7 protein-coding genes are annotated in these 19,316 nt (G+C 42.6%); all 7 read left to right on the top strand.

What is annotated here, in order from left to right:
* Position 1: 1 nt before the first annotated feature.
* Positions 2 to 3,265 (top strand): non-ribosomal peptide synthetase, encoded by a 3,264-nt coding sequence (locus N480_RS08925; protein WP_063372167.1) that lies wholly within the window; start codon positions 2 to 4, stop codon positions 3,263 to 3,265.
* Between the two features lie 35 nt (positions 3,266 to 3,300).
* Positions 3,301 to 5,682, top strand: a complete 2,382-nt coding sequence (locus N480_RS08920; RefSeq protein ID WP_063372166.1) for a penicillin acylase family protein — start codon at positions 3,301 to 3,303, stop codon at positions 5,680 to 5,682.
* A 56-nt stretch (positions 5,683 to 5,738) separates the two neighbouring features.
* Entirely contained in the window at positions 5,739 to 7,451 is a 1,713-nt protein-coding gene (locus N480_RS08915) for a cyclic peptide export ABC transporter (protein WP_081231807.1), read from the top strand.
* Positions 7,452 to 7,542: 91 nt separating this feature from the next.
* Positions 7,543 to 8,361, top strand: coding sequence for a galactosyltransferase-related protein (locus tag N480_RS08910; protein ID WP_063372165.1), 819 nt, complete (start codon positions 7,543 to 7,545; stop codon positions 8,359 to 8,361).
* The gene (locus N480_RS08905; protein WP_063372164.1) at positions 8,354 to 9,349 is read left to right on the top strand and encodes a glycosyltransferase family 2 protein; all 996 of its coding nucleotides are present in this window, start codon (positions 8,354 to 8,356) and stop codon (positions 9,347 to 9,349) included. Before N480_RS08910 ends, N480_RS08905 begins: the two co-directional genes overlap by 8 nt.
* Positions 9,350 to 9,427: 78 nt before the next feature.
* Positions 9,428 to 12,775 carry a condensation domain-containing protein gene (locus N480_RS08900; RefSeq protein WP_155732802.1) on the top strand — a complete coding sequence of 1,116 codons (3,348 nt, stop codon included), beginning with the start codon at positions 9,428 to 9,430 and terminating at the stop codon, positions 12,773 to 12,775.
* Positions 12,772 to 19,305, top strand: a complete 6,534-nt coding sequence (locus tag N480_RS08895; RefSeq protein WP_063372162.1) for a non-ribosomal peptide synthetase — start codon at positions 12,772 to 12,774, stop codon at positions 19,303 to 19,305. Before N480_RS08900 ends, N480_RS08895 begins: the two co-directional genes overlap by 4 nt.
* Positions 19,306 to 19,316 lie beyond the last annotated feature (11 nt).

The following is a 19,316-nucleotide window of genomic DNA, read 5'->3' as shown; positions in this document are numbered from 1 at the left end:
TATGAAAGACTATTCGCAGTTAAGTCGGGCTGAAAAAATAAGGCTCGCCAAACAATTGTTACAGCAAAAAAATCATGCAGCCGTGGCTCAGAAATTTCCGATGTCTCCACACCAGCAGCGTTTATGGTTTTTATCTCAATTCGAGCAGGCTAGCATTGCTTATAATCAACGTATGGTACTGAATATAGAGGGTAACGTGAATACAGACTCAATTAAGAAAAGTATTCACTTACTACATCATCGTCATGCCGCGTTTCGAACAAAACTAGTGAGCGATGGGGGCGTTGCGTGTCAAATTATTTTGCCCAAGGTTGATGTCGATTTTGCTATTTTAGAAGCAGCTGATTCTGGTGAAGGTAAACGTGAAGCTATCATTCAGGACATCGTATCTAAACCTTTTGAACTGGCACAGGCCCCTTTATCTCGTTTTAGATTAGTTCGATGGGACGAACATCGCTCTACGTTAGTGATTGTTATACATCATATAGTGACTGATTCATTCTCGATGGATGTCATTCGTAATGAACTGATAGGTGCCTATAAAGCGTACAGCCAAGGTGTGGAACCGTTGCTTCCAGCACAGACATATCATTATGGGGACTATGCTGAATATTTGGATACTTTGATACGTAGTGGGGAGCTAGAAAAGCAATGGCAATACTTCGAATGTAAATTGGATGCTTTACCACCTGTGATGGAACTCAATTATGATTTCCCTCGACCTTCGAGCAAACGTTATGTGGGCAAAAGGGCACATATTGAGTTAGACAAAGGGTTGACATTGCGCGTAACGCAAGCCGCCAAGCAAGCTGGAGTTACGAAGTTTATGTACTTGTTGGCTTGCTTTAAAATCACCCTAGCGGCGATAGGTGGGCAGCAAGATATCGTAGTGGGTACAACCATTGCGAATCGTGAGAAAGCAGAGTTTCAGAACTTAGTCGGGTTGCTTGTTAACAGTTTAGTACTGCGCACGCCATTGGACTGGAAGGATTCATTTGCTGCATTTCTACAGCAAGTAAAGGCGACCTGCGTCGAAGCATATGCTAACGCTGATTTACCATTTAATGAACTAGTTGACCGCCTTAACCCGGTTCGTACTCAAAGTTACTCGCCTCTATTCCAAGTTATGTTCACTTTTCATGGTAATAAGTCGAATGCAAATGTGCCTGAGGAAGGCTTGTCCATCGTACCGACCGACAGTCAATTTCAAAGTAGCATCTTTGATATGACTTTAGACCTGGTTGAAAGAGAGCGGGGTATGATTGGCCATATTGAGTACGACACTGATTTATTCAAACACCAGAGCATCAATACCGTGATAGAGGTGTTTAAGCTGGTGGTAGAGCAAAGTGTCATTTACGAGCAGTTGTTACTCAATCAGTTTAACTTAGTTGATGAAGTTAAATACAATCAAGATCTTAAATTGCTGAATAATACACATACGCCTTGCTCACAGCATTCAGTGTTACATCAGATCGAACAGCAATCACAGTTGACCCCAACCGCAATTGCGACTGAAGACGCTGATGGAAATAGGATGAGTTATGCTCAGTTGTGGGAAAACTCAGAGCGCGTTGCATTGCATTTGGCTGCTATGAAGATTGGTGTAGGTGATGTTGTTGCAGTTAAAATGACTCGTGGTTGTCACTTAATTGTGACGTTGCTGGGCATTTTGCGTGCTGGCGCTGCATATTTGCCTTTGGAGTTGTCTCTACCTGAGGGGAGACATGCCCACATGCTTGACAACTCACAGGCGTGTTTAGTGATTACGGACTCAAATGATTTTGCTAGTACCTTGCCTGTAGATATTGCAAAGCAGCCTTATTGCAAACTTTTAGAAGCTCCAGTGGGTGGTGAGCTGATCCAATTAGATAGAATCAATACGGCAAGGGCATATGTGATTTACACTTCTGGCTCCACTGGGAAGCCAAAAGGGGTGGAAGTGACGCACGATGCGCTACAGAATCGATTAAATTGGATGCAAAACTATTCACCAATTGATGCGCACGATCGCGTTTTACAAAAAACGCCATTTGGATTTGATGTGTCTGTTTGGGAACTATTTTGGCCTCTGATGTATGGCGCGCGTTTAGTCTTTGCAAAGCACGATGGTCACTTAGACTTCTATCACCTACAACAGTACATTCATGAACGACAGATTACTACTCTGCACTTTGTTCCTGCTATGCTTAACGCTGCAATCAGTATGATCGACCGCCAACTGTGGACATCTGTAAAGCGTGTTTTTTGTAGTGGTGAAGCACTTGAAAAAGCAACCGTTGCGGCATTTTATGAAACAGAAATTGATGCACAGCTGCACAACCTCTATGGACCTACAGAGGCTTGTATCGATGTCAGTTATTTCGCTTGTACCGACTACCAAAAGTTTCCGAGTGTGCCAATTGGTAAACCAATTGACAATGTTTTCTTTTTGGTTTTGTCCACTGAAGGTCAGGCGTTGCCGCAGGGGGTGCCTGGAGAGCTTTACATCGGCGGAGCAGGGTTAGCAACAGGGTACATTAATAATCAGACACTGACCGACGAGCGCTTTGTAACCTTGGATTATCTGGGGGTGCCAACGCGTTTCTATAAAACAGGGGATCTCGTTAAGTGGTCACATGAAGGTGAATTGCTATATATCGGACGACTTGATAACCAGATCAAGCTAAATGGTTTCAGAATCGAGTGTGGTGAGATTGAGCTGCAACTAGTACATCCTGAAGTCATTGCTGCACAGGTGTTAATCCGTGACATTGAAGGTGTTAAACGCTTGTGTGCTTTTGTTGTTCATCAAAGCAATGATAAGGATGCACAAAGACAGTGTGAACAAGTATTGAAAGACCAATTGTCGCAGGTACTACCCAAATATATGCTGCCGGAATTATATGTTTGGCTGGACGACATGCCCATCACAACAAATGGTAAGCTAGACCGTAAATCACTTATATCTCTGCCAATATCTAACATCGAAAGTACACCTCAGCGCCTTCCGATAACTGAAGTGGAAGTAAAAACTGTAGATATGATCGCAAAATTATTGGCGATAGAACCCGATAGGGTTGATCTTCATGCAAGCTTTTTCCAGTACGGAAACTCTTTAAAAGCAATGATGTTAATTGCCCATCTCAATGAACATTTTGAGCTAAGCCTCACCATACAAGCCGTGTTAGAACAAGATTCACTCTTAGCACTAACAGATCAAATCAGCACTTTAGTTGAGCAAACAAAAAGTGAAGAAGTAGAGTATGAAACGTTCGATTTTTAAACTAAATGGAAAAGTAGTGGACCTAGGGATGTGTAATGCAGAAGTTTAAGTACCGACACCCAATTCTCTTTCTGTTCTTATTGTGGATAGTTTTGCCAGTTGTGCTTGTTGTCGCCTGTATATTGTACTGGCTGCATAGTGGGTTACCGCAGCAACATCAGGTGGTTAATTATCAGGGACTGAGTCAACCTGTCACGGTTATAAGAGATGAACTAGGAGTGCCTACAATTTCAGCCAAAACGGATCTTGATGCATTCTCTGTCATGGGTTTTGTACATGCACAGGATAGGCTTTGGCAGATGGAGTATAAAAGGCGACTGGCGCAAGGTCGGTTGAGTGAGGTGTTTGGCAAGAGCACATTAGATACTGATAGGTACATGAGAACTTTGGGCTTGTATGACAGCGCCCGACAATCGATTGAACATTTACCTCAACCAGCGGTTGCGGTGTTGCGTGCATATAGTCTGGGAGTGAATCGGTGGATAGAAAAAAGCAGTGCACTGCCGATCGAATATATGATTTCTGGCTTCAGCCCTGAGCCTTGGTCTATCACTGATTCTTTGGTTCAAATCAAAATTATGGCACTTAATCTTGGTGCCAATTACCAGGATGAATTGACGAATCAGATTTTGATCGGTCAGTTAGGAGTCGATAAGTTCGCGACGCTTAATCAACAAGATACTACAACACCTGTGGTCAATTCTTTGAGTGGCGAGAATTGGATAAACGCGTTTGCTTCAGTATTACACACTAGCCAAAATGTTTTTGAACAAGAAAAGCTGGGAGGAGAAGCGGTAGGCAGCAATGCTTGGGTGGTATCCGGTGAGCACTCACAATCGGGTTCACCAATATTGGCCAATGACCCTCATTTACAACATTCGTTACCAACCAGCTTTTATATCGCTCATTTAAAAGGAGATGTGCTAGATGTTAAAGGTGCGACGATAGCTGGATTGCCTGTAGTGATTTTTGGCCAAAATAAGTCTATTTCCTGGGGGGGGACAAATTTAGCAGCAGATGTGCAAGATCTTTACATTGAGCAGTTAAATACGTCGAACAATAATCAATATGAAGTAGACGAGCAATGGCGAACAATGTCTTTTCAACACGAAAAGATATTGGTGGCCCGCGACTTTCCTTCAATGTTGCAGCCAGAGTTTAAGCCCGTTGATTGGGTCGTTAGGAAAACGGAACATGGTCCTTTAATTTCTGACGCAACCGCTAACTCGAGTGTTGCCTTATCGTTGCGTTGGACGGCATTGGATGTCGATGATACGACATTTAGTGGCTTTCTAGATATTAATTATGCACAGAACTGGCATGAATTTCGTAGAGCATTAAGCCAGCACGTTGCGCCAGCGCTTGGGTTTGTATACGCCGATACTAAAAATAATATTGGGTTTAGTGCAGCGGGAAGAATACCTGTCCGTAGTTCAGGAGACGGCACTTTACCGTTAAAAGGTAAGCACTCTGAATTGCAGTGGCAGTCGTACGTACCCTTTTCGGCGTTACCTAATCAATACAACCCCCGCAGTGGTATTTTGGTTACTGCAAACCATAGAATCCATAGTCCTGATTATCCTCATATTATTTCCAATAATTGGCGACCGGGATACCGTGCCCAGCGCATTCATCAACAGATAGCGCAATGGCGAGAAAGCGATGTTAAATTAACCTCGGATCATTTTATACAGTTACAACATGACGCCCTAGATCTCCAAGCATTGGAACTATTGCCTTTTTTGATGTCTTTGCAATCGCGAACACCCGAACAACAAGCAATGTTAGCGCAGCTGTCGTTATGGGATGGTGAGATGAGTGGTGAACGTCCTGCTGCTGTTATTTTTAGGGTTTGGCTAAGATATTTTTATGCCAAAGTTGTACATGATGAATTGCATCAAGACGTAACAACAGCAAACAGAACGCATGTGCTAAGCCGAGAAGAGAATCACATTAGGCCTATATTCTTGAGAGCTGTACTAACGGGGAATGCTGAAAGTTGGTGCGACGATGTTTCAACCGAAAGTACTGAAACATGCAAAGAAATAGCAATAATGGCATTAGATGATGTGTATAAAGAAATATACAAACTGCAAGGGGGTGATATCGATGATTGGAACTGGCCTTCTTTGTTGAACGCTCAATTTACACACCAACCATTTGGTAATAAAGCCTTGATGGGCACGATTTTTGACCGCTCTCAGTCAACCTTTGGTAGCCAATATACGGTAAATGTTGCCGGGAATTATTACGAAAAAGGAGAGGGGTATATCAAGCACTTAGGTGCAACTTATAGGCAGGTGATTGATATGTCTAAGTTAAGTCACAGCTATATGACGATAGACCTTGGTCAGTCAGGGAATATATTGAGTGAATACTATGATAACTTTTTATCAAAGCAGGGTGAAGGGCAATGAGCTATTTGATGTTGGCCAATACGTTAAAAAAACGTCAGTGTAGGGATGATTAAGCTGTGAAAGACATTCAAGAGTCGCAACTAAAAGGGTTGTTTTACTTTCTTGCTATCCGCTCGCCAAAGAAAGTTTTTCTCTCAATTATAATAGGGGTCATTGGTGGGGCTGCTTATTCCTTGATGATACCTTTTGTCCTTTTATCCATTACTCAAGATACAGATTATTTTTTGGAAACTATAGAGCAGGATGAGTTCATGCTGTTCGGATATGAGATAGTGCAGTTTGAATTTGCGGTAAGCTTTTTGATGCTTTGTGCGTTTATCCTGGTAACTCGAAGCATGGCGCAATGGCTGTTTCAAAATGTAGTGATTGAATCCATTAATGAGCTTAGAGTTTATTTTTGTCAGCGCGTTAATCAGTTGCCAATTATTAATTTAGAAAAAATAGGAGAAGCCGAACTTACTGCATCATTGACCAATGATGTGCCTGGCGTTGTGAGTGGTGCGGCCGTATTTCCGATTTTGCTGACGAATGTCGCCACACTACTGGGCATTCTGGGCTTTTTAATCGTGTTAAATGCAGAAGTCTTTGTTTTCGTTTTATGCATTATCCTTATTGGAGTTGTCACATACCGACTGCCTATACATTTTTCACAAAAATACTTTGCGCAAGCTAGGCGAGTGTTTTCTCATATTATTGAAGATTTCAACGCGATTATTGGCGGAGCGAAGGAGCTCAAATTACATAGTAAAAGGCGAAATGTATTCATGGAGGAAGCCCTACTGGTTCATGTAAAGGAGAATACGAGATTACAGAAAAAAGGGCGAGTAATTGATATTTTCGCGACCAATTACGGGAATATGATCAGTTTCATTACGATAGGCATCGTTGCGTTTGTGATTGCTAATGCTCATGACCTTTCAAATGAAGCATTGATAGGCATCATTATGGCCTTGTTGTATACCGTTGGGCCCGTTGCTGCTATTTTGAACTCGATTTCATCCTATGTCCAAGGTAGCATTTCGTTACAGCGATTACGTTACCTTTTAAGTGTTATGCCGGTTGAGGCGTTGGAAAGCCAAGCTCCGGTAGCAGACTTTAAGCAAATCACCTTGAAAGACGTTGTTCACAGTTATGATGGTGATGATTCGTTTACGGTTGGGCCTATTAACCTCACTTTTAAGGCGGGACAAATTAGCTTTTTGATTGGTGGCAATGGTTCTGGGAAATCTACGCTTTCAAAAGTAGTTACGTGCCACTACCAACCTAACCGTGGCGAGGTGTGGTTTGGTGAACAACTGATTGGGGCGTCAAATTTAGAGTCCGCTCGCCAATATATTAGTGCAATTTACACTGATTTTTACCTATTCACTCAGCTTTTTGGTATGTCAGAGAAACAGCTTGATCAGGTTGATTTGTACCTAAAGGAGTTGAGATTAGATCAGGTTGTTTCTATCAATAACGGTAAATTCTCGTCTACCCGTTTATCCGATGGTCAAAGAAAGCGTTTGGCTCTGTTAGTGGCCTTTCTAGACGACCGGAAAGTGTATTTGTTTGATGAGTGGGCTGCTGACCAAGATCCTATTTTTAAAGAGTTTTTTTATCGACAATTGCTTCCTAAATTGAAAGAGCAAGGTAAGATAGTGCTCGTCATTAGTCATGACGATAAGTATTTTGATTGCGCAGATCAATTGATCCGCTTGGGAGAAGGAAATGTCCAAAGTGTTCAGCGTAATAATCATGTAAGTAAGCCGGCAGGTGTGCTTTCGTAGCTGCGCGCACACCTGGAAAGTATGTACGGAAAATAAAAAATAAAAATGCGGGGTTGGCATTACTTGTGCCGATTCGCTGAGGAAAATAAATATGTTATCAATCATTGTAAGCTGGAGAGATCGTGAACAGTTGTCGGATGCTTTGCCCTCTCTTGTAGAGGCCGTGGAGCTTCTTGACGGAGAGGTTGTAATTGTTAACTTTTCTGGATCTGATGAATTACTAAAAACGCAACTAAAAAACGCGAATGACCGAGTTTCTGTTGTAAAAGTATCAGAGCAGGCCTATTTCAATAAGGCTGCTGCACAAAATACAGGAGCCAGTGTTGCTAAGAACCCTATACTGTTTTTTTGTGATTGTGACATTATTTTAAACCCCACGGATATTGTTGATTTGGTTAATCAACTAAACTCTCAAGAACAAGTATTTGCAACTTTAGCTGGAGTCAAAGAAACGGAAGTTAACTCTCGAGGTGGCAATCATGTGGTTTCATTTGGGTATGAGTTGAATATAAGGACCGCTGATGGTCGCCACTTACAGATTATCGATAACGAAGAGGATGCTGAAAACGGCACGCGTCAGGCTCCAGGACTACTGCTGGTAAAAAAATCTGATTTCATTGCTATCAATGGCTACAACAATCAATTACATGGCTGGGGATGGGAAGACCAAGACATGATATCACGACTTACTCTTGGACAGGGGTTAACGCGTATTTGTTCAGGGACTGCACTACATATCTCTCATGACGATAAAGCTCGTATAGCTTTCTATCCCGAAGTGAATTCTCGTTGGGAAAGCCGAGATCGAATGTTTAGGACTGCATTGGCCAATTACGATCAGGCGAATTTTATGGGGAGTTATGACAAAGATATTGCGGCTTTGAATATAGCTAGGGTGAAGTATGACTGAGCTTAAGAGTGGCCCCACGCTAGCAGTATGTATGATCGTAAGGAATGAAGAGCGTGTGCTTGAACGCTGCTTAGACGGTTTGGATGGTATTTATGATGAGTTGTGTATTGTCGATACAGGCTCTACCGATAAAACGGTTGAAATTGCAAAACGTTATACAGATAAAGTTCAGGTATTTCATGAGTGCAACGACGAGCTGGGCAACATTATTGATTTTTCAGCCGCTCGCAATCGAGCACTTGAGATGACGCAGGCTGATTGGGTCTTACAAATCGACGCAGATGAAGTGATCCGTCAGGGAAAAGAGCTCATTCGTACGCATATCACACGTGAAGATACTGACCGAATCGCCATGATAATACGCAATGGTTGTGCAGATAACGATGTCTTATCGGGTCGCCTATTTCGCCGTAGTAACGCACAAGGTTACAAAAGTGCGATACACGAATATCTGGAATTTGATGGCAGAGCTGAATTAGATAACCGGTTAATGATAGAAAACCTACCTAACAAAGAGGGCAAAGAAACGGGCAGCGAACGAAATATCCGATTATGCCTCAATCAGTTAGAGGAAAAGCCTAAGGACTCTCGTACTTGGTATTACCTAGGAAGCGAGTATTTAATTAAGCATGACTTTGCACAAGCGGCGGAGTGTTTTAAAAACGCCAAGCTACACGATAATTATAAGCAAGGTAAATATCATGTTCGCTATTACCTCGCTGTGTCTCTTTTTCATTGCCACGATTGGCCTGGTGCTGTTGATGCTGCGAATGAAGCAGTAGATATAGATGATCGTTATGCGGAATCTTATTGTTTACTTGGAGATGTCTTTTTCACGCTAGAAATTCTCGATAAAGCGAAGCTCGCTTATGAGCAAGCTATGAATTGTTCACCACCAAGTGATGCTTTACTGGGTACTAAACCTTGGGCATATCAAGAGCACCCTGAAAATCAACTCAAAAAAATAGCTGATCTCTGTGATGCTTAAATAAGCCTATGTGGCAGTGAGATATCTGCCAGTTAACAGGGTACACATAATAATAATTAAAAGTTTAGGTACGGAAATTTGTCTAATCATAAACTCGCCCAATGGATGAAACAGTTAGCAGAAAGCAACATCCATTTTTACCTAGAAAATAGGGAATTGAAGTGTCGTGCTGAGAAGGGCTCTATGACACCGGAAATTGTTCAAGCCGTTAAGTTGAATAAGAACGCAATCATAGAATTACTGCTTGGAGAGGAGCGTGTGTCTGTGCCAGATAAGTGGCACCTTTCATACGCCCAAAAACCTATATGGCTATCTCAACGGTTTGCTGAAAATAGCTATGATTACGTAATTCCCGTTGCAATAAAAGCGACGGGCGAGTTAGATATTTCTGTGTTAAAGCAAGCTATTGACTCTGTTGTACGAGAGCATAGTAGTTTGCATTGCCACTTTGGTATGGAAGAAGGTGAAGTTTGGGCGTTCAGAGCGAGTGATGTAAATGTTGAAATTGAGTTTGTTGATGCTTCGCAGCAGGCTCAACCTGAGCAGCAAACGCAGGAGCATTGTTCACGTTTCAATCGTACGCCATTTCGTTTAACGCAGCAATTACCTATCAGGGTATTGATAGTAAAACGTGCAGATTTAGATCACACGATTCAATTTAACTTTCATCATATTGCTGTAGATGGTTGGTCAATTGGAATATTTTTCAATATGCTGACTCAATACTATCAATCGATACAAAAGCAGCAGCCAGCTTGCACGACACAGGTTGCTCAGTTCTATCAACATGTTGAGGATGAACAGGCGTTGATAGAACTCCAGGGGATTGAATTAGAGCGATATTGGACGAATCGCTTGGCGGGCATTCCACCCGTTCATAGTCTACCGCTAAAAATTAAACGTTCGCTACAAAAAGGACCAACTAAAAGAAAAAACATACGTCTTGATCGAGCGTTGTCAGGGCAGTTGAACCAGTTTGCCAAAGCACAGAATGTCAGCATGTTTATGTTGCTACAAACTAGCTTTAGCTGGTTATTGAGCCTGTGGTCAAATCAGCAAGATATCGTGATGGGCACGCCTGTTTCAGGTCGTATTGATCAGCAGTACCACAACACGATAGGGTGTTTTACCAATGCTCTAGCATTGAGAACCCAAATTGACCCACAAGAACGCTTTGTCGATTTTCTACAGCGCAACCGAATTGACTTAGCGAAAGACCTATCAAATCAGGCTTATCCATTTGATAACCTTAAAGCTGCACTGAACCTGCCAAATGAAAGTCTTTATAGCCCTGTTTTCCAAATATGGTTTGCGTTTCAAAATAATGATGAACTTAAGTTTCATGTTGAAGGGTTAGAGCTGGACGTTCAGGACAGTGATATAGATCTAATGCGTTTTGAACTGAACCTATACGCTCGTGAAGTAGATGGTAGCATTATATTCGACTGGTTGTATCTCGCTAAGTTATTTGACGATAAAACGATAGATTATGTCAGTACACAGTTTGTCTCATTGATACAACGGATTATTACTGAACCGGACATACACCTTGATGCGCTTGAAGTTTTCACTCGCGCAGAGCATTGTTTCGAGTCTGTCTTACCCCACAATGAAGGCCCATGTGAGCGTTTGTTAAAAGTTGTTCAATCGGCCCCAGATAACATAGCCATTATTGATGGGGAGCGACAACTAAGCTATCGAGATTTATGGCAGCGTACTGACGATCTTGCCACACAGTTGATGACAATGAACATCAGCGGCAATGTCGCGCTACTGTTCCCTAGCGGCCATGAAGTGGTTATTGCTATGTTGGCATGTATAAAAGCCGGCTTAACCTATGTACCTTTAGACCCCTATCATCCAAGGCAGAGGCTATTAGAGCTTTGTCATGAAGCCCAGTGTAGCACAGTGCTTGCCAGTGAATGTCAGATTGAGCAAGCACGTGGTTTAGCACATAGTAACGAACAGTTAGAGGTTCTGGTAGGTACACAAGGGATTGCTAGTGAGGAAACACAATTTAGTTTTCCAGCGGGAGATGCTATTGCGTATATTCTATTTACGTCAGGCTCTTCAGGTCGCCCCAAAGGGGTAATGCAATCATATCGAAACTTGGCTTTTCATGGACAGACTTACCGCGAACGCTTGGCGTTAACTGATCGTGATAACGTGTTGTTATTGGCTGGCGTAAGCTTTGATGCGTCTGTGATGGATATCTTTGCGACGCTATTTAGTGGTGCCAGTTTAGTGATTTGTGACATCAAAAATAGTTGTGCCGAAGCCATTGTTCGAAACATTGAAGCACATCATGTTTCTGTATATCACAGCACGCCGACCGTATTTAGGTATGTCTTTGATGAGTCCCCGCGTCTGTTCAGCCATATCCGAGCCGTGGTCTTTGGTGGTGAGCCTGTCACTGAACATGATTTTAAATTAGCAAAGACTCGATTTTCACCGCAGTGTTTATTGTTCAACGGCTATGGACCGACAGAGTGCACCATGGCAGCGCAATGGGTTACGCCTTTAAAAGCGCTAAACACCGAATCAATCGCGACAATTGGTACTCAATTGCCAGGTATAAAGCTGCAAATAGAATTGTGCCAGAACTCAAATACGCCACGTCCTTGCCGTTATTTTGAAATTGGCGAGCTGGTGATAGAAAGCCCATATGTTGCTAAGGGGTATTTCAATCACCCTCAGAAAACTGAGCAGGCATTCGAAGTGACCTCACATAATGTTAGGTACCACACAGGGGATTTAGGGTTTTTCCTACCGAATGGGCAGATCCGAGTGGTCGGTCGTAAAGACAATCAAGCAAAGCTGCGAGGAATCAGAGTTGAGCTTGGCGAAATTGAATCTTGTTTAGTCGCGCATTCGTGTGTTAAAGAAGCTGCTGTTGCCATAGAAGGGCAAAATGAATCACCGTTTTTAAGTGCATTCATTGTCACTCAAGAACATGAAGAAATCGTAGCGGATCAGCTTCGCAGTTATCTTCAACAGTGCCTACCGCAGTATATGGTACCGGTGGTTTATACTTTGCTGCCTGAGTTACCTAAAACACCTTCAGGAAAACTGGACAGAAAACGTTTGCCAACTGTGGAACTTCAACCATCACGCGTTGAATATGTTGCACCTGCTAATGAAAGTGAGTTGATAATGTGTCAATGGTGGGCTGAAGTATTAGCGTTAGAAGCCAAAGCCATCGGTCGTTTTGCGAACTTTTTTGCGCTTGGAGGGGATTCCCTTAAAGTTCTAAAGTTGCTGGCTATTTGTGAGGCGAAATGGTCGATTACTTTGCCAATACATGTCTTTTTTGAAAATCCAAGCTTGGCTGAACTAGTACTTGTAATCGATAAAGTACGCACTGTTTCGGAACTGAATACAGCGATAGAAGGAAACGAAGTTGTCACAGAAGAGGGGTGGTTATGATAACTATATTGGATATTATTAAACAGGCTAAATCTCAAGGTGTGCTGCTATACGTAGAAGACAGCAAACTAGGTTTTAAGCTGATTAGCAAGACCTTTCCTGCAGATCTAAAAGAACTTATTCAATCACATAAAGAAGAGATAATAGCAGTACTGTCCGGTGACTCTGATTTGAATAAGTCTATCAAGCGTACACAAACCATCCCCTGTCGATTACATAAAGACCAACCTGTGCCTGCAAGTGCTGCTCAGTGCCGTATTTGGACTGCGCATAACTTAGCGCAAAATAGCCATATATATAACATGTGCAAAGTGCTAACGCTCAAAGGCGCTCTTAAGTTAGATATACTAGAAAAAACACTAGCGCATATTTTTAATCGTCATAATACGCTAAGAAGTCTTTTTAAAGTCGTTTCTGGTGAGTTACAGCAATATATTTGTAATGACAATGGGCCGCAATTAGAGGTCATCGAAAAGCTTGATATAACATCATCGCAGATAAAAGAGTTGATTGTTGAACATGCGAACCACCGTTTTGATTTGGAACAAGGACCCTTATTTAAAGTTCACTTATACCAGACTTGCGCTCAGCAGTGGGTATTAATTTTTACTACACATCATATTCTATTTGATGCGTTATCATTTGATATTCTGACCAAAGAGTTGAATACATGTTACAACGCCTATTTACATGGTTGCAGCCCCGAACTTACACCACTGCAAATAGATTACTTGGATTACGCTTTGTGGCTAAAACAACAATGTAACGTCGAATCGCAGCAAGTATTTTGGCAAGAACAGCTTCTAGATGCGCCAAAAGTACATAAACTACCGCTCGATCGCCAGCGCCCCCAGTCACAAAGTGGTGATGCAAAGCGAATAAACAAGGTACTAGCGCTGACAACATCAGAGCAAATTAAAAAGTGGGTAAAAGGGAAAAACACGACAGCCTTTAGTTTTTTCCATACCGCGCTGTCTGTACTTGTAGGGCGATGGAGTAATACTCAGGACGTGGTGATTGGGACCCCTGTGTCTGGGCGTCAGCATCACCAAGTTGAAGGGGTGTTAGGGCTATTTATCAACATGCTAGCAATACGCTGTCAGTTTGATCCCGCACAGACTTTTACGGCGCTTTTAGCGCAACAAAAAAGTCGTATTGAAGCCATATTAGGTCAGCGAAGCTATCCGTTTGAGTCGGTTTTAGAAGCACTTCGGCTGAAACGTTCGTCACAGTTTTCCCCATTATTCCAAATTCTCTTTTCGATGCAAAACAAGGATGAAAGGCTTATTGATTTAGAGGGGGTTCAGACTGAAGCACATCCAGTGAACACGGCTCAGACACGTTTTGATCTTGAGCTTTCCGTCAGTGATTATCAAGGCCAGTATTACCTAAGCTGCAACTACGCCAAAGACATTTTTAATCGTGACACAATAGAGAGGTTGTTGGAAAGCTACGTTTCGCTACTTCAAGATGTTATCAGTGTTGATAGTTTGAAAGTTGCGAACCTATCTATCTTACCTAAATATGACCTAGAGTCGATCGCCAGATTAAACAACACCACGAAAGATTACGAGAAACACCTGTGTGTACACGAGCTGTTTGAACGCCAGGTTGTGAAAACGCCAAATGATATTGCTGCTACGTATGGTGGTAAGCTTCTCACCTATAGTGAATTAGATGGCAAAGCTAACAGGCTTGCTGACACTTTGCATTCCAATGGCATTGCTGCGGGTGAAATTGTTCCTATTGTCATGGAACGCGGCTTAGAAGTGCTTGTGAGCTATCTGGCGGTGATGAAAACCGGTGCGGCGTTTTCTCCTTTAGATCCGAATACGCCAGCTTCACGTTTAGAAGCAATGCTGGCCAATCTTGAAGCAAAGGTATTGCTGAGCCAAACAAGTTTGTCGCTAAGCCATATCAAACTATGTGCGCACAGAATTAACGTCGATATCGATGCATTGGATGAAAGGACTGCTTTGGGGATTCCTATGAGCAGTGAATCACCGATATATGTGATCCATACCTCAGGCACCACAGGGATCCCAAAAGGCGCTGTTAATAGCCACAAAGGTATTGTAAATCGCCTCAGTTATATGGAACAGACCTTCAAATCTGTAGAAAAAGAGCGAGTATTACAAACGACCCATCACTGTCTTGATTCTTCAATTTGGCAGTTTTTTTGGCCGCTGATGCACGGCGGTTGTTGTGTCTTGCCTGAGTTTAAAAATGGTTTGGATGTTAGCGAGATAATCAACTTACTGACAGAATACCATATATCGTGTACAGACTTTACGCCTAGCACCTTATCTTTGCTACTGGATTATCTAGCATTGAACCCTTCATTAAGCGCCCGACTGGAACACTTAAAGACATTGATCGTCGGAGGAGAAGCGTCTGGACTCATGCTCGTACAAAATTGTAGAAAACATCTGCCAAATATTCAGTACTACAATGCGTACGGTCAAACAGAAACTTCAATCGGGGTGATATTCAAGCGCCTACCAGAAACCATCAATGGTATTGTGCCTATTGGCAAACCGATGCAAAACGTACAAGCGTTTGTTCTTGATGACGCAAAACAATTGTTGCCAGTTGGTGTCGCTGGGCAGCTTTATATTGCAGGGGACTGTTTGGGGTTAGGTTATCTTAACAATGCTGAACAGACCGCGCAGGCATTTGTCGAGATATGTTATCAGGGCGCTATTATCCAAGCATATAAAACAGGTGATCTGGCCAGAATCAATGCGTTCGCAGAGATAGAATATTTAGGGCGTGTTGATAAGCAAATAAAAGTGAATGGCTTTAGGATTGAGCTGGAAGATATAGAACAGGTGCTAAACCGTTGCGAAAAAGTTTCAATCGCGGCTGTTAAGAGCTTTGAAAACGGTGATAGCCATAGCATTGTTGGTTTTATTCTCGCCAATGGCAATGAGCATGAGCCGTCACTCAAAGAGGATGTATTGCAACATTGTATTGAACATCTTCCCGCATATATGGTTCCGAACCGGATCGAGCAGCTTCACACGATGCCCGTATCTTCCAGTGGCAAAATAGATTATGGCGCATTGAAGTTATCTGTTTTAGAGACAAAGGTTGTAAAAGCGACCACTGATCTAGAGAAAGAATTAGTGCATATCTGGTCCACAGTATTATCGCTCGACGAGTCTACTTTGAGCATTTGTGCTGATTTCTTTGAGTCTGGCGGGAGTTCAGTACAAGCTTTAAAACTTGCTCACTATATAGAAGCTCAGTGTGGTGTCAGGCTGTCTTTAAAGCAGCTGTTTGAGGCAAGTACAATTCAACAACAGGCTTGTGAAATATCTAAGGCAAGTAAAGTGGATATAAATAGAATCATCGCTCGCCCTTTTGCAAAAAAAGTGATGTCATCGGCGCAAAGGCGCTTATGGTTTATTGATAAACTTGGTGGCAGTCCTCAGTACAATATAACGATGTTGCTTAGGCTAGAAGGTCAATTAGATAAAGCTGCACTAGAGTTTGCGCTCAAAGAGATTGTGAATCGACACGTAATATTGAGAACCAACTTTGTTGACGAACAAGAAAATGCGCAACTGATAACACAAAGTTGTGATGGTTTTGCACTGACACAAAGTACGCTTCATTATGGGCCTGATCAAGAGCTGCAAATGATGGCAATAGCCCGTCAAGAGGCCGCTTACCAATTTAATCTAGAAAGTGACTATTTGCTGCGTGCTCACCTGATAGTGATGAATGAGAAAGCTTCTGTGTTGATCCTAAATATTCATCATATTGCATTTGATGGGTGGTCACAGGGTATTATTACGTCAGAGTTTAGGGCCCTTTACAACGGCTTTCTGGAAGGACATAAAACGCCACTTAGCGACTTAGAGATTAGTTATTTTGACTATGCGTATTGGCAGCAACAAATTATCAGTGATGAGCGGGGTGAAGCTCTTAAAAATTATTGGTTGCAGCGTTTAAGTGGCGCTCCTCAGGTACTGGATCTTCCAAAGGATAGGCCTCGTACAAAGCAAACTGGTAATGCGGCGGCAAGCTGTGTGAAAGAAATAACACCTGAGTTGTATACACGACTACAAGCATTTTGTTACGAACATAAAATGACGATGTTTAACCTGACTCAGGGCGCGTTTAGCTTACTACTTTCTCGTTTAAGTGGTCAGGATGATGTGGTTATTGGCTCTCCTATTGCGGGCAGACCAATCAGGCAGTTAGAAGGGCTTATTGGATTATTTACCAATACACTTGCTCTGCGTACTCAGTTCAACCCGCAAGAATCGTGCTTAGCATTTTTACAAAGAAACAAAAAAGCCGTATTGGAAGATATCTCGAATGAATTAATGCCATTCGACTCACTTGTTGAATTGCTTAATCCTGCTCGAAATCTACTTCATAGTCCAATATTTCAAGTGATGTTTGCCATTAACAACTTTGAGAAAAGAGAGTTATCACTCAAAGGCTTGACAGTAAATCGGCTACAACTAAATAGTCAGTTTAGTAAGTTTGACTTGAGTGTGACAGTGCGTGATTCAAGCAATATGATGTCTTTTGATTTTATGTATAACGAGGGACTATTTGAAGAAAAAACCATTCAGCGCATGATGACGCAGTTCGTTAACACCCTTGTTTCTATCATTGAAGAGCCACACCAAAGTATTGCACAGGTCGATTTGGACTCAGGCGAGCTGATCACACGTGTAAAGCAACTCAGTTTGGGGTCGCAAAACCAGCTCAAATATGGCTCTATTGTGGGGCACTTCGATAATCAGTTAAGACACAAACCTGACAGCATAGCTTTGGTTCACGGTGAAGAGAGCTATACGTATAAAGCACTAGCTGTAAAGGTGGACCAGTTAGCGGCTGGCTTGCAGGCGTCAGGAATTACCCAAAATATGGTTGTCGCATTGCACTTACGACGCTCACCACTTTGGCTTATTAGCATTTTGGCGGTATGGCGTGTTGGCGCGGCTTATGTACCGATTGATTCTAACCTACCAATGCAGCGCGTTGAGTTTATGTTTGGTGACGCTCAGCCAAACTTGGTCATTTCAGACAATAAGGCCTCTTTACCTAAAGACGCTCGTATTGCTATCTATTCATCTGAGGAGTTAATGCAACGAGGGGATTCAGTTGTATTGACTGAATATCATACGCAGTCTCATGACTTGGCGTATATCATCTATACATCTGGATCCACCGGTAACCCCAAAGGCGTTTGTGTAGAGCATAAAGCGCTTGCAAATTTGGGGCAGTCACTACGTGATCAGTTGCTACTCAGTTGCGCTGATTTAAGCCGTTGGGGCTGGAATGCAACGTATTGTTTTGACGCATCACTTCAGGCTATTAGCCAGATTGCGTTTGGGAGCGCACTTGTCCTTGTGCCAGAACATTTGCGTCAAGAACCACTGTTACTGATCAAGTACCTCAATACACACCAAGTGAGTATTGTTGACAGTACACCGACTCAACTCAAACAGTGGTTTGATAGTGGCATAAGTGAACAATTGCCCTCCTTGGTGATCGGTGGTGAGGCAATCACCAACGATGTGTGGAAACAGATACAAAGTTGGAGTGAGAGAACCCACAAGGCTGCTGTAAACGTTTATGGCCCAACAGAGGCGTGTGTAGATGCCACCTTGGTACAGATCACCGAGGATATCGATATGCCCGTGATTGGAAAGTACTTACCCAATGTGCAAGGCTTTGTGCTCAATGGTGAGCGTTTAGCGCCCATGGGGGCGGTTGGTGAACTCTGTATCGCTGGAACGGGATTAGCACGAGGTTATTTAAATCGCCCCGAGCTGACCGAGAAACAGTTTGTTGATGTATCTTTGTTTGAGGAAACGAAGCGTATCTATCGTACAGGGGATTTAGTGCGTTACGATAATGATGGCCAGTTGTGTTACTTAGGAAGAATGGATGACCAAGTGAAATTGCGAGGCTATCGTATTGAACTCGGTGAAATCCAAACGCAAATCACATCGGTCGAAACAGTAAAGGATGCTGCGGTGACCTTATTTGAGCACCCTCAGCAAGGCCCTATGCTCATCGCCTACGTGGTGTCTAATACATCAGAATTGCATGTGGATGAGCATCAAAAGGTCATTAACGAGTTGATTGCGAAAAGTCTCCCTGAGTATATGTTGCCCACACACTATGAATGGCTTGAAAAATTGCCAACCAATGCAAGCGGTAAAACCAATATAAAAGCATTACCTGAGCCCAACTTCTCTATATGCACCAACATAAAACCAGCGCAGACTCCACAGCAGCAGGATATGTGTGATATTTGGAAAAGGCTGTTAGGCGTCATGACACTCGGAGTTGACAATAACTTTTTTGATCTTGGTGGCCATTCACTTTTAGTGACGAGATTGGTCAATCGTATTCGAGAGCATTATAAGACGGAGCTGACAGTAAGGGACGTATTTGAGAACCCAACAATAGAATCTCTATGCGCCCGTATAGAAATGCTCGCATCATACATAAGTGCTTATGATGATGAGTTAGAGTTTGAAGACGAAGAGTTTTAGAACACCATTCA

Source organism: Pseudoalteromonas luteoviolacea S2607, assembly GCF_001625575.1.
GTDB lineage: Bacteria > Pseudomonadota > Gammaproteobacteria > Enterobacterales > Alteromonadaceae > Pseudoalteromonas > Pseudoalteromonas luteoviolacea_E.
Note: the sequence above shows the minus strand (reverse complement) of the source record. Positions and strands in the feature narration are given on the sequence as shown.

Coding starts and splice junctions, on each gene's coding strand:
- N480_RS08910 (WP_063372165.1), top strand. CDS start 7,543: ATGTTATCAATCATTGTAAGCTGGAGAGATCGTGAACAGTTGTCGGAT.
- N480_RS08920 (WP_063372166.1), top strand. CDS start 3,301: ATGCAGAAGTTTAAGTACCGACACCCAATTCTCTTTCTGTTCTTATTG.
- N480_RS08925 (WP_063372167.1), top strand. CDS start 2: ATGAAAGACTATTCGCAGTTAAGTCGGGCTGAAAAAATAAGGCTCGCC.
- N480_RS08895 (WP_063372162.1), top strand. CDS start 12,772: ATGATAACTATATTGGATATTATTAAACAGGCTAAATCTCAAGGTGTG.
- N480_RS08905 (WP_063372164.1), top strand. CDS start 8,354: ATGACTGAGCTTAAGAGTGGCCCCACGCTAGCAGTATGTATGATCGTA.